Annotated in this window: 16 protein-coding genes; 5 read left to right on the top strand and 11 right to left on the bottom strand. The window is 61.4% G+C overall.

What is annotated here, in order from left to right:
* Nucleotides 1-2 precede the first annotated feature (2 nt).
* The 3 genes from tcyL to BLT00_RS21990 all read right to left on the bottom strand — a co-directional run bounded on the left by tcyL (nt 3) and on the right by BLT00_RS21990 (nt 2768).
* Complete coding sequence (gene tcyL / locus BLT00_RS21980; protein WP_170867287.1) at nt 3-668, bottom strand: cystine ABC transporter permease; 666 nt, start codon at nt 666-668, stop codon at nt 3-5.
* The gene (gene tcyJ, locus BLT00_RS21985) at nt 668-1468 is read right to left on the bottom strand and encodes a cystine ABC transporter substrate-binding protein (protein ID WP_092146574.1); all 801 of its coding nucleotides are present in this window, start codon (nt 1466-1468) and stop codon (nt 668-670) included. The genes tcyL and tcyJ overlap by 1 nt, the downstream gene beginning before the upstream one ends.
* A 307-nt stretch (nt 1469-1775) precedes the next feature.
* Complete coding sequence (locus BLT00_RS21990) at nt 1776-2768, bottom strand: D-cysteine desulfhydrase (RefSeq protein ID WP_092146572.1); 993 nt, start codon at nt 2766-2768, stop codon at nt 1776-1778.
* Between the two features lie 444 nt (nt 2769-3212).
* Between BLT00_RS21990 and betT the strand changes: the two genes are divergently transcribed.
* The gene (gene betT, locus BLT00_RS21995; RefSeq protein WP_170862053.1) at nt 3213-5174 is read left to right on the top strand and encodes a choline transporter BetT; all 1962 of its coding nucleotides are present in this window, start codon (nt 3213-3215) and stop codon (nt 5172-5174) included.
* A gap of 12 nt (nt 5175-5186) precedes the next feature.
* Here the strand turns inward: betT and BLT00_RS22000 are convergent, their stop codons facing one another.
* Nucleotides 5187-5927, bottom strand: a complete 741-nt coding sequence (locus BLT00_RS22000) for an SDR family oxidoreductase (protein WP_092146568.1) — start codon at nt 5925-5927, stop codon at nt 5187-5189.
* Nucleotides 5928-6059: 132 nt separating this feature from the next.
* Here BLT00_RS22000 and BLT00_RS22005 point away from each other — a divergent pair, with 132 nt between their 5' ends.
* The 4 genes from BLT00_RS22005 to mgrA all read left to right on the top strand — a co-directional run bounded on the left by BLT00_RS22005 (nt 6060) and on the right by mgrA (nt 8852).
* Nucleotides 6060-6950 carry a LysR family transcriptional regulator gene (locus BLT00_RS22005; RefSeq protein WP_063323426.1) on the top strand — a complete coding sequence of 297 codons (891 nt, stop codon included), beginning with the start codon at nt 6060-6062 and terminating at the stop codon, nt 6948-6950.
* Between the two features lie 127 nt (nt 6951-7077).
* On the top strand, nt 7078-7260 hold the full coding sequence (locus BLT00_RS22010) for a type II toxin-antitoxin system HicA family toxin (RefSeq protein WP_092146566.1): 183 nt from the start codon (nt 7078-7080) through the stop codon (nt 7258-7260).
* 92 nt (nt 7261-7352) lie between these two features.
* Nucleotides 7353-7754 carry a type II toxin-antitoxin system HicB family antitoxin gene (locus tag BLT00_RS22015; protein ID WP_063325186.1) on the top strand — a complete coding sequence of 134 codons (402 nt, stop codon included), beginning with the start codon at nt 7353-7355 and terminating at the stop codon, nt 7752-7754.
* A gap of 60 nt (nt 7755-7814) precedes the next feature.
* Nucleotides 7815-8852 (top strand): L-glyceraldehyde 3-phosphate reductase, encoded by a 1038-nt coding sequence (gene mgrA, locus BLT00_RS22020; protein WP_092146565.1) that lies wholly within the window; start codon nt 7815-7817, stop codon nt 8850-8852.
* 159 nt (nt 8853-9011) lie between these two features.
* On the opposite strand, the gene tauD is transcribed toward mgrA, so the two are convergent.
* The 7 genes from tauD to BLT00_RS22055 all read right to left on the bottom strand — a co-directional run bounded on the left by tauD (nt 9012) and on the right by BLT00_RS22055 (nt 17345).
* Nucleotides 9012-9854, bottom strand: a complete 843-nt coding sequence (tauD, locus tag BLT00_RS22025; protein ID WP_092146563.1) for a taurine dioxygenase — start codon at nt 9852-9854, stop codon at nt 9012-9014.
* Between the two features lie 49 nt (nt 9855-9903).
* The gene (gene tauC / locus BLT00_RS22030; protein WP_072342690.1) at nt 9904-10743 is read right to left on the bottom strand and encodes a taurine ABC transporter permease TauC; all 840 of its coding nucleotides are present in this window, start codon (nt 10741-10743) and stop codon (nt 9904-9906) included.
* Nucleotides 10740-11534 carry a taurine ABC transporter ATP-binding subunit gene (gene tauB / locus BLT00_RS22035; RefSeq protein ID WP_072342693.1) on the bottom strand — a complete coding sequence of 265 codons (795 nt, stop codon included), beginning with the start codon at nt 11532-11534 and terminating at the stop codon, nt 10740-10742. Before tauB ends, tauC begins: the two co-directional genes overlap by 4 nt.
* A 21-nt stretch (nt 11535-11555) precedes the next feature.
* Nucleotides 11556-12533 (bottom strand): taurine ABC transporter substrate-binding protein, encoded by a 978-nt coding sequence (gene tauA / locus BLT00_RS22040; protein WP_063323420.1) that lies wholly within the window; start codon nt 12531-12533, stop codon nt 11556-11558.
* A 250-nt stretch (nt 12534-12783) separates the two neighbouring features.
* Nucleotides 12784-14367 carry a glutamate--cysteine ligase gene (gene gshA / locus BLT00_RS22045; RefSeq protein WP_092146561.1) on the bottom strand — a complete coding sequence of 528 codons (1584 nt, stop codon included), beginning with the start codon at nt 14365-14367 and terminating at the stop codon, nt 12784-12786.
* A gap of 270 nt (nt 14368-14637) precedes the next feature.
* The gene (locus tag BLT00_RS22050; RefSeq protein ID WP_014336033.1) at nt 14638-15021 is read right to left on the bottom strand and encodes a PaaI family thioesterase; all 384 of its coding nucleotides are present in this window, start codon (nt 15019-15021) and stop codon (nt 14638-14640) included.
* Nucleotides 15021-17345, bottom strand: a complete 2325-nt coding sequence (locus tag BLT00_RS22055) for a Tex family protein (protein ID WP_092146559.1) — start codon at nt 17343-17345, stop codon at nt 15021-15023. Before BLT00_RS22055 ends, BLT00_RS22050 begins: the two co-directional genes overlap by 1 nt.
* Nucleotides 17346-17655: the final 310 nt, after the last annotated feature.

The raw sequence follows: 17655 nt of genomic DNA on the forward strand, positions 1-17655 counted from the left end.
GGTCAGGACTCCTGGTCATGCCGATTGACCCGTGCTTCCAGGACGTTCTGCAGGTGCGAGAGCACGGTAGCAAGAACCCAATAGATCAGCGCGGCGGCAAGGTACATGGTGAAGATTTCGAAGGTTCGCGCGGTGATCAACTGCGCCTGGCGGAACAGCTCCGGTACCTGGATGGTCGCCGCCAGCGCAGTGTCCTTGACCAGGGAAATGAAGCTGTTGCCCAACGGTGGCAGCGCCGTGCGTGCCGCTTGCGGCAGGATGGCCCGGCGCAGGGTCTGGGCGCGGGTCATGCCGATACTCGCCGCCGCTTCCCACTGGCCGCGCTCGATGGAACCGATGGCGGCCCGCAGGATTTCACACGCATAGGCAGCCATGTTCAGCGAGAAACCGATCAGGGCCGCGGGCAGCGGATCCAGCTCGATGCCCAGTTGCGGCAACCCGTAATAGATCACGAACAACTGCACCAGCAACGGCGTACCGCGAAAGAACGACACGTAGATGCGGGCGATCCAGTTCACCAGCTTGAAGCGCGACAGGCGCATCAGCGCCAGGCCGAACCCCAGCAGCAAGCCGAAGAACATACCGCCCAGGCTGAGGAAGACCGTGTAATACGCGCCCTTGAGCAGGAAGGGCGCGGAGTCCAGTGCGAGTTGAAGAGCTGCTTCCATTATTGGGTAACGTCAGCGCTGAAGTATTTTTCCGAAAGTTTTTTCAACGTACCGTCGGCGCGAAGTTTTTCGATGGCCTTGTTCACGGCTGCCAACAGCTCAGGCTCGCCTTTGCGCAGGGCAATACCGGACTCCTGGCGAGAAAAGGCTTCGCTGGTGACGGTGGTGTCCTTGGCTTTCTTGGCGTATTCCAGTGCGGCCAGGCGGTCGATCAGGATGGTGTCGATACGACCGACGCGCAGGTCCTGGAACTTGGTGGGGTCGTCATCGTAGGTTTTGACTTGGGCGCCCGGTACTTCTGCCTTGACCCACTGTTCGTAGTTGGTGCCCAGGCCCACGCCGACTTTTTTACCGTCCAGGTCGGCGGCCTTCTTGATGTTCAACTCGTCGGCTTTCTTGGTCAGTACCAGCGCTTGAATCCCGGAAACGGTGTACGGCTCAGAGAAATCGTACTTTTTCTTACGTTCCTCGGAGATGGTCACCTGGTTGACCACTGCGTCCAGGCGCTTGGATTCCAGGGCCGCGAGAATGCCGGCCCATGGAGTCGTCTGCAGCTTGACCTTCACACCCAGTTCCTTGGCCAGGGCTTCGGAGAACTCCACTTCGAAGCCGGTCAGTTTGCCGCTGTCATCAACGAAACTGAACGGTGGATAAGTGCCTTCCAGGCCGATCTTGATTTCGCCGGCATCCTTGATTTTCTGCAGCTGCTCACCGGCAACCGCTTGCCCCAGCAGCCCGGCGCTCAATGCCAGGCCCAGCGAACCCACCAACAGGTTGCGACGTAATGTGGAAAAATTCATGACAAGCCCCTGTGTTTTCTTATGAAGAGGTTATTTGGCTGAGATAAGGCGTAGCCGCGATCCGAAAAGATTGCCACATCCTGCCTTAAAGCGGTTTGGGCGTCTCGCGGCAAATGCGCCTGCGGCGAGACTATAGGATGGCTTTTATAGATTGGAAAATAATATTAAATCAACTCTATATGCCTATTTTGAATTTTTCCCTGTGGGAGCGAGCTTGCTCGCGATAGCAGTGGATCAGCCCAATTCCAATCAACTGACACACCCTCATCGCGAGCAAGCTCGCTCCCACATTAAGGCTTTTCTATCTTCAGAAGACTGCGTTATAGGCAAACAACGCCGGTGCGCCGCCGGTGTGGAGGAAGATGATCGGGCCTTGGTCGAAACGGTCGCGGCCAATGCCATCGAGCAGGCCGGCCATGGCCTTGCCGGTGTAGACCGGATCGAGCAACAGGCCTTCCAGGCTGGCCAGCAGCTTGACCGCCGCCAGTGTTCCGGCGTTCGGTTCGCCGTAGCGGGGGGCGAAATATTCGTCCCACAGGATCACTTTGAACGCTTCCGGAAGGTCGACTTCGAGCAACGCTGCCGTACGCTCGGCCAGGCCCTGGACCTTCGGAAACTGATCCTCCTCGCTGCGGGAAACGGTGACGCCAATGACCGGTAGTGCCGGCAGGCTTTCGCTCAACGCCAGTGCCAGGCCGCTGTGGGTCCCGGCACTGCCCGAGGCCAGTACCACGGCGGCGAATTCAATCCCGGTGTCCTTGATCTGCTCGGCCAGTTCCAGGCCGGCGCGCACATACCCCAGCGCGCCCAAGGCGTTCGAACCGCCAATCGGCACCAGATAGGGCTTTTTCCCGTTGCTGCGCAGGCGCCCGGCGAGGGCCTGTAGCTGCTCATCGGCGTTGTCCAGGTTGTCCACCAGCTCGACCTTGGCGTCGAACAATTCCAACAGCAGCCGGTTGCCGTTGCCCAGGTAATTGCTGTCTTCGGTGCCGATGGGGTTTTCCAGCAAGGCCACGCAGCCCAGGCCCAGTTTCGCGGCGAGGGCGGCGGTCTGGCGTACATGGTTGGACTGGATCGCCCCGGCGGTGATGAGGGTATCGGCGCCTTGGGCGATGGCATCGGCGGCCAGGTATTCGAGCTTGCGCAGTTTGTTGCCGCCCATGGCCAGGGGCGTCAGGTCGTCACGCTTGATATAGATGTCCCGGCCGAGCCAGGTGGAGAGGCGGTCGAGTTTTTCCAGCGGTGTCGGATGGCCGAGCAGGTCGAGACGGTTAAAGCGAGACAGCTGTTCTTTGATCATGGGTCCGTACTGGTTGTAGGAGATGTCTGGACTATAGGCACGCGGATATTCAGGGGCAACCGGCAATCATTTGTTTGGAAGTAAACCGGCGACGGACAGGGAGTGACACATGATTTATGAACACCCCAAACCCTGTGGGAGCGAGCCTGCTCGCTCCCACAGGGTTTGTGTGGTGTCTGTTGAACACTGAACGAATACACACCAAGCAGCGTCTATCCTCCCACTGGCCTGCGTAGGAAACGCGCCGTTGAGCCCTGCGATTAGTCCTTAGCTGCCTATTCATGTTTAACTTGAACGTTCATTCAAGTTAAACCGTCGGTTTGCTGCCCGCTCACAATAAGGAGGCTTGCTTTTGCCGAGTCCGTTTTCGACCCTCGCTGTTTCTCTGCCCGGGGGCCCTCGCCCATGAGTGCTTCGTCCCTGCCACCCAGCGGCCTGGTCCGCATGAACCCGCCGGTCTTTTACTTCGCCGCGACCTTCATCCTGCTGTTCGGCCTGGTGGTGATTGCCATGCCCGCACAGGCCGGCGCCTGGCTGCTGGCCGCGCAGAACTGGGCGGCCAATACGGTCGGCTGGTACTACATGCTCGCGATGACGCTGTATCTGGTCTTCGTGGTGGTCACCGCCTTGTCCGGCTACGGCAAGATCAAGCTCGGTGCCGACCACGACGAGCCCGAATTCAGTTATCTGTCCTGGGCCGGCATGCTGTTCGCCGCCGGCATCAGCATCACACTGTTTTTCTTCTGCGTGTCCGAGCCGCTGACCCACATGGTGCAGCCGCCCCAGGGCGAGGCTGGTACCGCCGAGGCGGCGCGCCAGGCCATGCAGATCCTGTTCTTGCACTGGGGCCTGCACGGCTGGGGCGTCTTCGCGTTCGTCGGCATGGCCCTGGCGTATTTTGCCTACCGGCACAATTTGCCGCTGGCCCTGCGCTCGGCGTTGTACCCGCTGATTGGCAAGCGCATCAACGGCCCCATCGGCTACGCCGTGGACGGCTTCGGCATTATCGCCACGGTGTTCGGCCTCGGCGCGGACATGGGTTTTGGTGTGTTGCACCTCAATTCGGGGCTCGATTACCTGTTCGGCATCGCCCATACCCAATGGATCCAGGTCGGCCTGATCGTGCTGATGATGGGCGCAGCGATCATCGTCGCCGTGGCCGGTGTCGACAAAGGCGTGCGGGTCATGTCCGACATCAACATGCTGCTGGCCTGCGCCTTGTTGTTGTTCGTGCTGTTCGCCGGGCCCACCCAGCATTTGCTCAATACGTTGATCCAGAACATCGGCGATTACCTCGGCGCCTTGCCGATGAAGAGTTTCGATCTGTACGCCTACGACAAACCCAGCGACTGGCTGGGCGGCTGGACGGTGTTCTACTGGGCCTGGTGGATCGCGTGGTCGCCGTTCGTGGGGCTGTTCATCGCACGGATTTCCCGTGGCCGCACCATCCGCGAATTCGTGTTTGGCGTGCTGCTGATTCCCCTGGGTTTCACCCTGGCGTGGATGTCGATCTTCGGCAACAGCGCCATCGACCAGGTGCTGAACCATGGCATGAGTGCCCTGGGCATGTCCGCCCTGGAAAACCCATCGATGAGCCTTTACTTGCTGCTGGAGACCTACCCCTGGAGCAAGACCGTCATCGCGGTCACGGTGTTCATCAGCTTCGTGTTCTTCGTCACGTCCGCCGACTCGGGCACCGTGGTGCTGTCGACGTTGTCGGCCAAGGGCGGCAACCCCGACGAGGACGGGCCGAAGTGGTTGCGGGTGTTCTGGGGCGCGATGACGGCCTTGGTGACCAGTGCGTTGTTGTTCTCCGGCAGCATCGACGCCTTGAAGTCGGCGGTGGTGCTGACGTCCTTGCCGTTCTCGTTGATTCTGCTGCTGATGATGTGGGGCCTGCACAAGGCGTTCTACCTGGAGTCCCAGAAGCAGATCGCGCAATTGCATTCCCTGGCGCCGGTGTCGGGCTCGCGCCGGGGTACGGGCGGCTGGCGCCAGCGCTTGAGCCAGGCGGTGCATTTTCCGTCCCGTGATGAGGTGTACCGTTTCCTCGACACCACGGTGCGCCCGGCCATTGAAGAAGTGACCGCAGTGTTCGTCGAAAAGGGCCTGACGGTGGTGACCCAGCCCGATCCGGTCAATGACAACGTCAGCCTGGAGATCGGCCACGGCGAGCAGCATCCGTTCATCTACCAGGTGCAGATGCGCGGCTACTTCACGCCGTCCTTCGCCCGCGGCGGCATGGGGTCGAAGGAGCTCAACAACCGTCGTTACTACCGTGCCGAAGTGCACTTGAGCGAAGGCAGCCAGGATTACGACCTGGTGGGCTACACCAAGGAGCAAGTCATCAACGACATCCTCGACCAGTACGAGCGGCACCTGCAGTTCCTGCATTTGGTGCGCTGATCGGCCTGAGCCTCAGACGAGCCCGCCGTTGGCCCGCAGGATCTGCCCGTTCACCCACCCGGCGTCCGGACCCACCAGGAAGGTGATGATGCGGGCGATGTCCTGCGGCTGGCCGAGGCGCTCCAAGGGCGGCATCTTGGCGTAGTGCTGCACCTGTTCTTCGCTCTTGCCGTGCATGAACAGCTCGGTGGCGACGGGGCCGGGGGCCACGGCATTGACCGTGATCTGCCGACCGCGCAGTTCCTTGGCGAACACCTGGGTCAGGGATTCCACTGCGGCCTTGCTGGCGATGTACACCGAGTAGCCGGGCAGGTTCAGGCCCACGGTGCTGCTGGAAAAATTCACGATCCGGCCACCGTCATTCAAACGGGTCGCGGCCTCGCGCAGGGTGTTGAAGGTGCCACGGGTGTTGATGGCGAACGTCTGCTCGAACAGCTCGTCGCTGTGCTGTGCCAGGGGCATGACCTGGAGGATGCCGGCGTTGTTGATCAACACATCGACCTTGCCCAGCTGCGCTTCGGTTTCATCGAACATCCGCCGGACATCGGCGGCAGACGACACGTCCGCCTTGATCGCTATGGCCTGATGGCCAGCCTGACGCAATTGCACCACCAGTTTCGAGGCTTCGGTGGCGCTGTTGGCGTAGTTGATGGCGACGGCGAAACCTTCGCTGGCCAGTTGCTTGGCAATCTCTGCTCCGATGCCGCGAGAGGCGCCGGTCACGATGGCAACTTTCGAATTTTGAACAGTCATGTGAAGGGTTCCTTTGCTGTTGAGGCGTTGTGATTCGTTGGAGCCAGATTCACATGTTTACTCTTGGCGATAAATACACGAGAGTTGCCTTGACTATTCAATATCTTCCAACAATCGGCGGGCAGGATTCAGATGGACCAGGTCAAGGCGATGAGAGTGTTTGTCCGCATATACGAGCGCAGCAGCTTCACCCTGGCCGCTGAAGACTTGAATATGCCCCGGGCCACGCTGACCCATACGCTCAATCAATTCGAAGCCTGGCTGGGTGTTCGTTTGTTGGAGCGCAGCACCCGCAAGGTGCGCCCGACCCTCGACGGCGAAGCCTACTACCCGCGCTGCGTGCAATTGCTGGCTGAACTTGAAGAGGCCGAACTGGCGTTTCGCGGTGTGGCGCCCAAAGGCAAGCTGAGGGTGGACTTGCATGGCACCCAGGCCCGGTACTTCGTGATTCCGGCGTTACCACAGTTCATGGCTCGCTACCCTGAAATAGAGCTGTTCATCAGCGAGGCGGATCGTTTCGTCGACCTGATTGCCGAGGGCGTCGATTGCGTGCTGCGCTCCGGTACGCTGGCGGATTCGTCATTGATCGGCCGACGTGTCGCCAATCTCCGGCAGATCACCTGTGCCAGCCCCGGTTACCTGCGCCAGTACGGCGAGCCGAAGAGCCTCGATGACCTGAAACATCACCGGGCGGTGAATTACGTCTCGCGGACCACCGCCAAACTCTATCCGTTTGAGTTCATGGTCGATGGCGAACTCAAGGAGGTAGCGATCGGGGGGACGTTGTCGGTGTCCGGTGCCGAAATCTACGCCGCCTCGGCCATCGCCGGCATGGGCTTGATCCAATGTCCGCATTACCGAATGGAAGAACCGATCCGGCAGGGGCTGATCCAGGAAGTCCTCACCGCCAACCCGCCGCCCTCCATGCCGGTGTCGGTGCTCTATCCCCACAACCGACACATGTCGCCACGGGTCCGCGTGTTCGTGGATTGGGTGGCGGAGGTGTTTGCGCAGGCGCGATGACCGAGTGGTGAGGGCGGTGCATGGGTTGGAGAGTTGAACTAATATTTTTCTGAGTGTGTATTGTGTGTATCTGGGGTCTTTTTCGCAGCTAGAGTTTTCCGGCAGAGTTGTGAATAAGGCAAAGGTGATGCGAAGTCGGGAAATGATCAGGAAGATCGAAGAGGACGGTTGGTATCTGGTGGCAGTCAAGGGTAGCCATCATCCGTACAAGCATTCCATCAAGGCTGGAAGGGTGACGATCAAGCACCCTGACGCCGATCTGCCCAGAGGCACGATCAATAGCATATTGAAACAGGCGGGCCTGAAATGAAGCCCATGACCGATTACGAAATCCCCGATGGGGATGCATTGTTATCAGACCGGTTGCTGCGGTTGCTGGATCTGAAGGAAGGATTCGTCCACATGAAATTTCCGGTCGTTCTGCACAAGGATGCCGATTCCGACTACGGAGTGACGGTCCCGGATGTACCGGGTTGTTTCTCCGCAGGCAGTACTGTGAGCCAGGCATTCGAAAATGTGAAAGAGGCGCTCTCGTTGCACTATGAAGGCTTGATAGCCGACGGCGAACCGCTGCCGCAGATCCATGAAATCGACGATCATCTCGACGATCCGCAATACGCCGGGGGGATATGGGGGGTGGTTGAGTTTGATGTCACGCCCTATTTCGGAAAGTCAGTGCGGTTCAACGCCACGCTGCCCGAGCAATTGCTTGAGCGCATCGACCAAACCGTGCGACGGGACCAGCGTTATAGCTCGCGTTCGGGTTTTCTGGCGGCGGCGGCCTTGCGCGAACTTTCAGCCTGACCGAGGCGTCTGTGAAATGTTAGCGTCTGTCACCCGCCGTCCGAACAGAGAGCCTTTTCGATGACCTACACCGCTGCGCAAAACCGCTACGAGTCCATTCCTTACCGCCGCGTCGGTCGCAGCGGGCTGGTGCTGCCGGCGTTGTCGCTGGGGTTGTGGCACAACTTTGGCGACAGCACGCCCATCGACACCCAGCGTGCCTTGTTGCGCACGGCATTCGACCTGGGCATCAACCACTTCGACCTGGCCAACAACTACGGCCCGCCCTACGGCAGCGCCGAGATCAATTTCGGCCGGTTGCTGCGCGAAGATTTCCAGCAGTACCGCGATGAGTTGATCATCTCCAGCAAGGCCGGTTGGGACATGTGGCCGGGCCCATACGGCCAGGGCGGTGGCTCGCGCAAATACGTGCTCGCCAGCCTCGACCAGAGCCTGCAACGCCTGGGGCTCGACTATGTGGATATCTTCTATTCCCACCGTTTCGACCCCGACACCCCACTGGAAGAAACCGCCAGCGCACTGGCCACTGCGGTACAGCAGGGCAAGGCGTTGTACATCGGCATTTCCTCGTATTCCGGGGTGAAGACCCGGGAAATGGCAGCGTTGCTCAAAGAGTGGAAAGTCCCGCTGCTGATCCACCAGCCGGCCTACAACCTGCTCAACCGCTGGGTGGAGAAAGACCTGCTGGACGCCACCGACGAACTGGGTACCGGTGTGATCGCTTTTACGCCGCTGGCCCAGGGCCTGTTGACCGACAAATACCTCAAGGGCGTTCCGGCCGATGCGCGGGTGAACCGTCCGGGCGGCGGCTCTTTGCAGGCTTCGCACCTGTCGGAGGAAAACATCGCCCATGTACGCGCCCTCAATGAGATCGCCCAGCGGCGCGGCCAGAGCCTGGCACAAATGGCCCTGGCCTGGACCCTGCGCGATCCCCGGGTCACTTCCGCCCTGATCGGCGCCAGCCGGCCGGAGCAGATCGTCGAGAACGTCGGGGCGTTGAAGAACCTGAGCTTCAGTGCTGAAGAGCTGGCCGAGATCGATCGGTTTGCCCAGGAAGGCGGAATCAATCTTTGGGAAAAGCCTTCGTCGGCGGAGTAACACAAAACCCCTGTGGCGAGGGAGCTTGCTCCCGCTCGACTGCGCAGCAGTCGCAAAAACCTCGCCCCCTGTTTTTTCCTGATGCGCCGTGTTGAATGGATTGGGGCTGCTACGCAGCCCAGCGGGAGCAAGCTCCCTCGCCACAGGTAAGTGGTGCGTTCAGCGAAAAAACGGCACATCCCCCAACACCGTCGCCCGGTGCATCACTCGGCGGGCGGGGCGGTAGTCATCCACGGCAAAGTGCTGGGTGACGCGGTTGTCCCAGAACGCCACGTCGTTGACCTGCCAGCGCCAGCGCAGGGTGAACTCCGGGCGGGTGGAGTGGGCGAAGAGCAGTTTCAGGATCACCTCGCTTTCGGTTTCCGACAGCTCGTTGATCCGTGTCGTGAAGCCTTCATTGACGAACAGCGACCGTCGCCCGCTCTCCGGATGAGTGCGGATCACCGGATGGGACAGCGGTGGGTTTTTTCGCCGTGCCTCTTCCCAGCGCGCCAGGTCTTCGGCGGTGTTGCCAAACCGTTCCAAGGGAAAGGACCGGGTGAAATCATGGGTCGCTGTCAGGCCTTCCAGCAAGCGCTTCAACGGCGCCGACAAGGCTTCATAAGCCGCGATGCCACTGGCCCATAACGTATCGCCGCCAAATGCCGGCAGCAGTTTGGCGCTGAGCACCGCGCCCATGGCCGGCGTCGGGAGAAAGGTCACGTCGGTGTGCCACACGGCGTTGTCGCGCACATCGGTGACGGCGGTGTCGAGCACCAATACTTCGGGCTGCTCCGGTACGTTGGGGTAGATCGGGTGAATGTGCAGGTCGCCAAAATACGCGGCGAAACGCGCTTGTTGCGTTGGGTCGATCGGCTGGTCGCGAAAGAACAACACCTGATGCGTGAGCAGGGCCTGCTCAATGGTCGTGCGATGTTCCTGGCTCAGCGGCTGGCTGATATCGATCCCACTGATCTGAGCGCCGAGGGCAGTGCTCAATGGCGTAATGGTTGGGCGGTTCATCGCAATGTTCTCGGTCTGGGCGCCGAAGGGTCGGCGTGGTCATTGGGTATCAATGGGCCTGGCCGTGCCACGGCACCAGTTTGCGTTGCAGGGCGCGCAGGCCCATTTCCATGGCGAAAGCGATCAGTGCGATCACCAGGATTCCCAGCACCACCACGTCGGTAACCAGGAACTGCGCCGCTGACTGCACCATGAACCCCAGGCCGCTGGTGGCGGCGATCAGTTCGGCGGCCACCAGCGTCGACCAACCCACGCCCAGGCCAATGCGAATGCCGGTGAGGATGTCCGGCAAGGCACTGGGCACGATCACGTGGCGAATCAACTGGGCCCGGGTGGCGCCCAACGATTGCGCAGCGCGTAGCTTGGCCCGGTCGACAGTGCGCACACCGGTGGCGGTGGCGATGGCAATCGGGGCGAAGATCGCCAGGTAGATCAGCAGGACCTTCGACAACTCGCCGATGCCGCACCAGATCACGATCAACGGCAAGTACGCCAACGGCGGAATTGGCCGGTAGAACTCGATCAACGGGTCGAGCACGCCGCGAGCGATGCGGTTGGCGCCAATGGCAATGCCCACCGGCACTGCCGTCAGCACCGCGAACAACAGGCCCAGGCCGATGCGTTCAAGGCTGGCGGCCAGGTGCTGCCAGAGGGTCGAGTCCATGTAGCCGCTGGTCGCCAGCAGCCAACCTTTTTGCAGCACGGCAGACGGCGAGGGCAGGAACAGCGGTTCGATCAGGCCGCTGGCGGTGACGGCCCACCAGACCGCCAGCAGTGCGATCAGGGTCAAGCCGCTGATCCAGCGCGTACTCAGGTGGGGTCTCAAACCGCTGGCCTTGGGCTGGGTCGTCGTGTCACGGACCGTGGCTGGAATTTCGTAGCTGCTCATGCGCGCTCCTGGGGTCGAGTGGCGCTGCGTTGGGAGAACACCTTGGCAAGCACATGCTCGCGGGTTTCGATAAAGCGCGGGTCGGACTTGATCGACCGCGCCGATTCCCCGGCGCCGTAGCGCTGGCCGAAATCCAGGCTTAGACGCTCGACGATCTGCCCCGGATTGGGCGCCAGCAAAATCAAGTCGGTGGCGAGGAAGACCGCTTCTTCAATGTCATGGGTAATCAGGAATACCGGTTTGGCGGTGCGCTGCCAGACTTGCAGCAACAGTTCCTGCATCTGCTCGCGGGTGAAGGCGTCCAGCGCGCCGAACGGTTCGTCCATCAGCAGCACGCGAGGGTCGGCCGCCAATGCCCGGGCCAGGCCGACGCGTTGCTTCTGGCCGCCGGAGAGCTGCCAGACACGGCGGTGCTCGAAACCGGCCAGGTCCACCAGGGCAAGCATTTCCCGGGCGCGAGCCTCGCGTTTTTCCTTGGGGATGCCGGCCAGTTCCAGGCCGAACCCAACGTTTGCCAGCACGTCCTGCCACGGCAGCAGCGCATCGTCCTGGAACACCACGCCGCGTTCGGCGCCCGGGCCCTTGACCGGCCTGCCGTCGAGAGTGATCTGCCCGGCGCTGGGCTCGACGAACCCGGCAATCAGGTTCAACAGCGATGTCTTGCCACTGCCCGACGGACCGAGGGCAACCAGCAATTGCTGGGGCCCCAGGGTCAGTGAAATATCCGCCAGCACAGGTTCCGCCGCGCCGGGGTACTGTGCGCTGATGCGCTCCAGCTGGAGCAAGGCCATTGCGTGTCTCCTTTTTTTCGCTCAACGAGCAATGTATTTGGCACTGACGTAAGGCGCGTAGTCCGGCAGCACGGCGTCGACCTTGCCTTGCTCCTTGAGGAACGCTGCGGTGTCGGTGATGGCTTGGGTGGTCGGTGCGCCGAGGCTCACGACCTGATCGGCCGCCAGGGGAAAGACGTTGCCTTGCAGCAACAGCGGGATATCGCTGGCCTTGGCGCCGGAGAGCTTCACCAGTTTGTCGACATTGGATGCATCGGCCAGCCAGGCTTGTGGGTCCTTGCGGTATTGGGCGTAGGCATCCAGGGTCACTTTGGCGAAGGCTGTGACAATTTCAGGGTGCTTCTGGGCGAAGTCCTTGCGCACAATCCAGGCGTCGAAGGTCGGGGCGCCGAACTTGGCCAGCTCCGCCGAGGTGATCAGGACCTTGCCGTTTTCCTTGGCTACGCCCAGGGCCGGGTCCCAGACGTAGGTGGCGTCGATGTCACCGCGCTTCCAGGCGGCGATGATGGCCGGTGGCGCCAGGTTGAGTACGGTGACTTTCGACGGGTCGATGTTCCAGTGCTTCAACGCGGCGAGCAGGCTGTAGTGCCCGGTGGACACGAATGGCACGGCGATTTTCTTGCCGATCAGGTCTTGTGGGGAATTGATGCCCGAACCGTCACGAACCACCAAGGCTTCGGCGGCACCGATCTGGGTGGCGATGAGGAAGGTTTCCACCGGGACCTTGCGGGTGATGGCCGCCGTCAACGGGCTGGAACCGAGGTAGCCGATCTGCACGTCGCCCGAGGCGATGGCGGTGATGACATCGGCGCCGTTATCGAACTTGCGCCAGTCGATCTTGGCTTGGGTGGCTTTTTCATAGGCGCCATCGGCCTGGGCGACCTTGGCCGGGTCGACGGTGGTCTGGTAGGCGACGGTCAGGTCGGCTGCCTGGACAAAAAAGCTGGTGACGGCCAGGGAGGCGGCCGCGAGAAGGCGAAGGGGGAAACGCAAAGACATGGGAAAGCTCCTCAACAGGCCGCCGGATGTTCGGCGTTGAAGGAGACTAAATGATCTAAGAATTGGAAAATAAATAACTTTTTCGAATGAGCTTATTTTCGAAAAAATCTATTGAAGATGGCTAAGCCCCCCGTGGCGAGGGAGCTTGCTCCCGCTGGGCTGCGCAGCAGGCCCCATTTTTACGACTGCTGCGCAGCCGAGCGGGAGCAAGCTCCCTCGCCACAAGAGCATCCCCGTCAAAGAAGGATGATCAGTTACTGATCGCCAAAATGCTCGCCTGATACGAACCCACGAACACATCGAAATCGCCGACCTCGTTCTGTTCCAGCTCAGCTTGCTGGACCAGCGACTCGCGCGCGGCGTCTTCGAAGGCCGCCTGCTCCTGGGCGGGCAACGGCTCGGCGCGGAAGAACTCGGCGTGGGCCTTGCTTTGGCGCAGGGAGAACTGGGCAAAGCTTTCCTGATGTTCGGCCATGGCGGCCAGCACCTGGGCGGAGGGCGTCAGGGACGGGTCGCGGACTTTCGCCAGTTGTGCGTCCAGCGCCTGGCGGTGGGCATCGCCACCTTGGCTCTGGTCGAGCAGCGAGGCCAACGGTGCGATTTTTTCCAGCAATTCGACGGCCCAGGCCTGCATGTCCACCGCTTGACCCTGGCGCTGCAATTGCAGGCCAGGCTTGCGGCCTTCCTTGACCACGGTCAGGAAGTTGCTCGTGGCGTTGCCGCATTCGTTGTTTTCCAACTGCGGGCTGTCATTGAGGCCGCAATACAGCAGGAACGCATCGAGGAATCGCGACTCGGTGAGGTCGATGCCCATCGGCAGGAACGGGTTGATGTCCAGGCAACGCACTTCGACGTACTGGATACCCCGGGCCATCAAGGCCTGGATCGGCCGCTCGCCGGTGTAGGTCACGCGTTTGGGGCGGATGTTGGAGTAGTACTCGTTTTCGATCTGCAGGATGTTGGTATTGAGCTGCACCCACTCGCCGTTCTGGTGAGTGCCGACTTCGACGTACGGCGCATAAGGCGTCGCCACCGCTTTGCGCAGGCTGTCGGTGTAGCTGGGCAGGTCGTTGTAGCAAGGCGTGAGGCCGGCCTGGGCGTTGCTCTGGTAACCCAGGTCGCTCATGCGCAGGCTGGTGGCGTAGGGCAGGTACAGGGTGTCTGGGTCCAGTTGCTCCAACTGGTGCGGGCGACCCCGCAGGAAACCGGCGTCCAGGGCCGGCGAGGCACCGAACAGGTACATCAGCAACCAGCTGTAGCGGCGGAAATTGCGGATCAGCGCGATGTAGGCCGACGACTGGAAATCACGGTCGCTGGCCTCGACGCCTTCGGCCTGCCGGAGCAGGGGCCAGAGCTTTTCAGGCAGAGAAAAGTTGTAGTGGATCCCGGCAATGCATTGCATGGTCTTGCCGTAGCGCAGGGCCAGGCCCTTGCGATAGACGTACTTGAGACGACCGATGTTCGAGGTGCCGTAATACGCGATCGGGATATTCTCTTCCGCCGGCAGTGGGCACGGCATCGAAGGGCTCCACAGGTACTCGTCGCCGAGCTTGCTGTAGGCAAACCGATGGATCTTGTCGAGGCTGCGCAGGGTATCGGCGGGTTTGGTCAGGGCTGGCGTGATGAACTCCAGCAGCGACTCGGAATAGTCGGTAGTGATCTGTTCGTTGGTCAACGCCGAGCCCAGGGCCTTGGGATGCGGGGTCTGCGCCAAATGCCCATCGCCAGTGACGCGCAGGCATTCGCGCTCGATGCCGTGCAGGCACTGTTCGAGCAGGGAGAGGTTGGCGCGCTCGCCGAGCAGGGCCAGGCGGCGGTTTAAAAGGTCGCTCAAGTTGAATTCCTTCACGCGTCAGTCGCCCCAATATGGGGGTGGGCAAGACGGTCTACAAGGGTGAAGTTGAAACTGGCGTTTTCGCCTGGTTTTCGTGCCAAAAGCTAGCCACCGCAACCCCACTGTGGGAGCGAGCTTGCTCGCGATGGCGGTGGATCAGCAACGTTGATCTTGACTGACCCTGCGCTATCGCGAGCAAGCTCGCTCCCACAGGAAAGCCCGACACCGCATTTCGTGGCGTCGAAATTAACTCAAATCGATGACCGGGAGCTATAGGACAGCGAACGTGCCTTGCGCTTTTGCGACCAGTTTGTCGCCTTGCATCACCTCGGCTTCGACCACCAGCGTGCGCCGGCCGGGGTGGATGACCCGGGCGGTGCACAACACATCGCCGTCGGACACGGCGCGGATGTAGTTGATCTTGCATTCGATGGTCGCGCTCTGCTGGTCAAAGCCATGGACACTGGAACAGGCCAGCCCCATGGCGATGTCCACCAGGCTGAACAGCGCGCCGCCGTGCAGCTTGCCGCCGCGATTGCGCAGCGGCGGCTCAAGGCTCAGGGCGACTTGCGCCACCCCGTCCCCAAGGCTGTGCAGACGGCAGCCGAGCAGCTTGAAAAACGCGCTCTCCACCAAGCCGGCTGGCACGTCCATCAGCGTTTCTTCAACTGCTTGGCGTTGGCGAACAACGAGGCCATGGCGTTATTCGCCGGGGCCGCAGCCGTGGTTTCCTTGCGCGGCGCGGTGTTTTGCGTCTGGCGTGGTGTCGAGCCAGGACGCGCACCACGGGCACCGTCGACTTTCTCGCCCGGCGTGTCGCTCATGCGCATCGACAGGCCAACGCGTTTGCGCGGGATGTCGACTTCCATCACCTTCACTTTCACCACATCACCGGCCTTCACCGCTTCGCGCGGGTCCTTGATGAACTTCTCCGACAGCGCCGAGATGTGTACCAAGCCGTCCTGGTGCACGCCGATGTCGACGAAGGCACCAAAGTTGGTGACGTTGGTTACCACGCCTTCGAGGATCATGCCCGGTTGCAGATCCTTGAGGTCTTCGACGCCGTCCTGGAACTCGGCGGTCTTGAACTCGGGGCGCGGGTCGCGGCCCGGTTTTTCCAGTTCCTGGAGGATGTCGGTGACAGTGGGCAGGCCGAAGGTTTCGTCGGTGAATTTCTTCGGGTCCAGGCGCTTGAGGAACGCGGCGTCGCCGATCAGCGAACGGATGTCGCGGTCGGTCTGGGCGGCGATGCGTTGTACCAGCGGGTAGGCTTCAGGGTGGACAGCGGAGGAGTCCAGCGGGTTATCGCCGTTCATCACCCGCAGGAAGCCGGCGGCCTGTTCGAAGGTCTTTTCACCCAGGCGCGGCACTTTCTTCAACGCGGCGCGGGTCTTGAACGCGCCGTGTTCGTCACGGTGGGTGACGATGTTCTGCGCCAGCGTGGCGTTCAGGCCGGAGATCCGCGCCAGCAGCGCCACCGAAGCGGTGTTCACGTCCACGCCCACGGCGTTCACGCAATCTTCCACCACCGCATCCAGGCCGCGCGCCAGTTTCAGTTGAGAAACGTCGTGCTGGTACTGGCCGACACCGATGGATTTGGGGTCGATCTTTACCAACTCCGCCAATGGGTCTTGCAGGCGACGGGCGATGGACACCGCGCCACGGATCGACACGTCCAGGTCCGGGAACTCCTTGGAGGCCAGTTCCGACGCCGAATAAACCGAAGCGCCGGCTTCGGAAACCATCACCTTGGTCATTTTCATGGCCGGGTATTTCTTGATCAGCTCGGCGGCCAGCTTGTCGGTCTCGCGGCTGGCGGTGCCGTTGCCAATGGCGATCAGGTCCACCGAATGCTTGGCACACAGGGCGGCGAGCACGGCGAGGGTCTGGTCCCATTTGTTGTGCGGCACGTGCGGATAGACCGTGGCGTGGTCCAGCAGCTTGCCGGTGGAGTCCACCACCGCGACCTTGCAGCCGGTGCGCAGGCCCGGGTCCAGGCCCAGGGTGGCGCGGGGGCCGGCCGGTGCGGCCAGCAGCAGGTCATGCAGGTTGTGGGCGAACACGTTGATCGCCTCGGTCTCGGCGTTATCGCGCAACTCGCCCAGCAGGTCGGTTTCCAGGTGGGTGTAGAGCTTGACCTTCCAAGTCCAGCGCACCACTTCGGCCAGCCATTTGTCGGCGGCGCGGTTCTGGTTCTGGATGCCGAATTGCTGGCCGATCATGCCTTCGCACGGATGCATGGTGCCTGGCAGTTCATCGCCGACCTTCAGTGCGGAGCTGAGGATGCCTTCGTTGCGACCCCGGAAAATCGCCAGGGCGCGGTGGGACGGCATGCTCTTGAGCGGTTCGTCGTGTTCGAAGTAGTCGCGGAACTTCGCGCCTTCCTCTTCCTTGCCGGCGATCACCCGGGCGCTGAGGGTGGCTTCCTGCTTGAGGTAGTTACGCAGTTTTTCCAACAGGTTGGCGTCTTCGGCGAAACGCTCCATGAGAATGTACTTGGCGCCTTCCAGCGCCGCTTTCACGTCCGCCACGCCTTTTTCGGCATCGACGAAGCGCGCGGCTTCGGTTTCCGGGGCCAGGGTCGGGTCGTTGAACAGGCCGTCGGCCAGCTCGCCGAGGCCGGCTTCCAGGGCGATCTGGCCCTTGGTGCGGCGCTTTTGCTTGTAGGGCAGGTACAAGTCTTCGAGACGAGTCTTGGTGTCGGCCAGCTTGATGTCGCGCTCGAGTTGCGGGGTCAGCTTGCCCTGCTCCTGGATGCTGGCCAGGATACTGATGCGCCGTTCGTCGAGTTCTCGCAGGTAGCGCAGGCGTTCTTCCAGATGCCGCAATTGAGTGTCATCGAGGCTGCCGGTCACTTCTTTCCGGTAACGGGCGATGAAAGGCACCGTGGAGCCTTCATCGAGTAGCGCGACGGCCGCTTCGACCTGTTGTGGGCGTACACCGAGTTCCTCGGCGATGCGGCTGTTGATGCTGTCCATAAAACCACCTGACAAATTGTGAAATCAGGCTCGCCACCGCAGAAGCAGGGCTCGGCGAGACTGGTTGAGCGGCCTGGCATGCGCCGCTGCCTGGGTCAAAAGGCTGCCTGTTGACCCGCGAAATTCAAAAAGTTGCCTTGCCAAGGCTGAAAAAATGGCACGCCGGGTCACGATCCGACATTCCCTGGCACAAAAGGCCGCGCATTATAACCAGCGTTCTGTCCTGAGGGGGGGACATGGTCTGTAGGCTTGATACCCGGATTTGTGGTGATAGAGGAAAAATCTGCTAACAATGCACACGGTGCGTATA

The organism is Pseudomonas sp. NFACC51, assembly GCF_900103575.1.
In the GTDB taxonomy this organism is placed as follows: Bacteria; Pseudomonadota; Gammaproteobacteria; order Pseudomonadales; family Pseudomonadaceae; genus Aquipseudomonas; species Aquipseudomonas fluorescens_Q.

What these genes read in the sequence shown, in the direction of transcription:
- tcyL (WP_170867287.1), bottom strand. Translation starts at nt 668, where the DNA reads ATGGAAGCAGCTCTTCAACTCGCACTGGACTCCGCGCCCTTCCTGCTC.
- tcyJ (WP_092146574.1), bottom strand. Translation starts at nt 1,468, where the DNA reads ATGAATTTTTCCACATTACGTCGCAACCTGTTGGTGGGTTCGCTGGGC.
- BLT00_RS21990 (WP_092146572.1), bottom strand. Translation starts at nt 2,768, where the DNA reads ATGATCAAAGAACAGCTGTCTCGCTTTAACCGTCTCGACCTGCTCGGC.
- betT (WP_170862053.1), top strand. Translation starts at nt 3,213, where the DNA reads ATGAACCCGCCGGTCTTTTACTTCGCCGCGACCTTCATCCTGCTGTTC.
- BLT00_RS22000 (WP_092146568.1), bottom strand. Translation starts at nt 5,927, where the DNA reads ATGACTGTTCAAAATTCGAAAGTTGCCATCGTGACCGGCGCCTCTCGC.
- BLT00_RS22005 (WP_063323426.1), top strand. Translation starts at nt 6,060, where the DNA reads ATGGACCAGGTCAAGGCGATGAGAGTGTTTGTCCGCATATACGAGCGC.
- BLT00_RS22010 (WP_092146566.1), top strand. Translation starts at nt 7,078, where the DNA reads ATGCGAAGTCGGGAAATGATCAGGAAGATCGAAGAGGACGGTTGGTAT.
- BLT00_RS22015 (WP_063325186.1), top strand. Translation starts at nt 7,353, where the DNA reads ATGAAATTTCCGGTCGTTCTGCACAAGGATGCCGATTCCGACTACGGA.
- mgrA (WP_092146565.1), top strand. Translation starts at nt 7,815, where the DNA reads ATGACCTACACCGCTGCGCAAAACCGCTACGAGTCCATTCCTTACCGC.
- tauD (WP_092146563.1), bottom strand. Translation starts at nt 9,854, where the DNA reads ATGAACCGCCCAACCATTACGCCATTGAGCACTGCCCTCGGCGCTCAG.
- tauC (WP_072342690.1), bottom strand. Translation starts at nt 10,743, where the DNA reads ATGAGCAGCTACGAAATTCCAGCCACGGTCCGTGACACGACGACCCAG.
- tauB (WP_072342693.1), bottom strand. Translation starts at nt 11,534, where the DNA reads ATGGCCTTGCTCCAGCTGGAGCGCATCAGCGCACAGTACCCCGGCGCG.
- tauA (WP_063323420.1), bottom strand. Translation starts at nt 12,533, where the DNA reads ATGTCTTTGCGTTTCCCCCTTCGCCTTCTCGCGGCCGCCTCCCTGGCC.
- BLT00_RS22050 (WP_014336033.1), bottom strand. Translation starts at nt 15,021, where the DNA reads ATGGACGTGCCAGCCGGCTTGGTGGAGAGCGCGTTTTTCAAGCTGCTC.
- BLT00_RS22055 (WP_092146559.1), bottom strand. Translation starts at nt 17,345, where the DNA reads ATGGACAGCATCAACAGCCGCATCGCCGAGGAACTCGGTGTACGCCCA.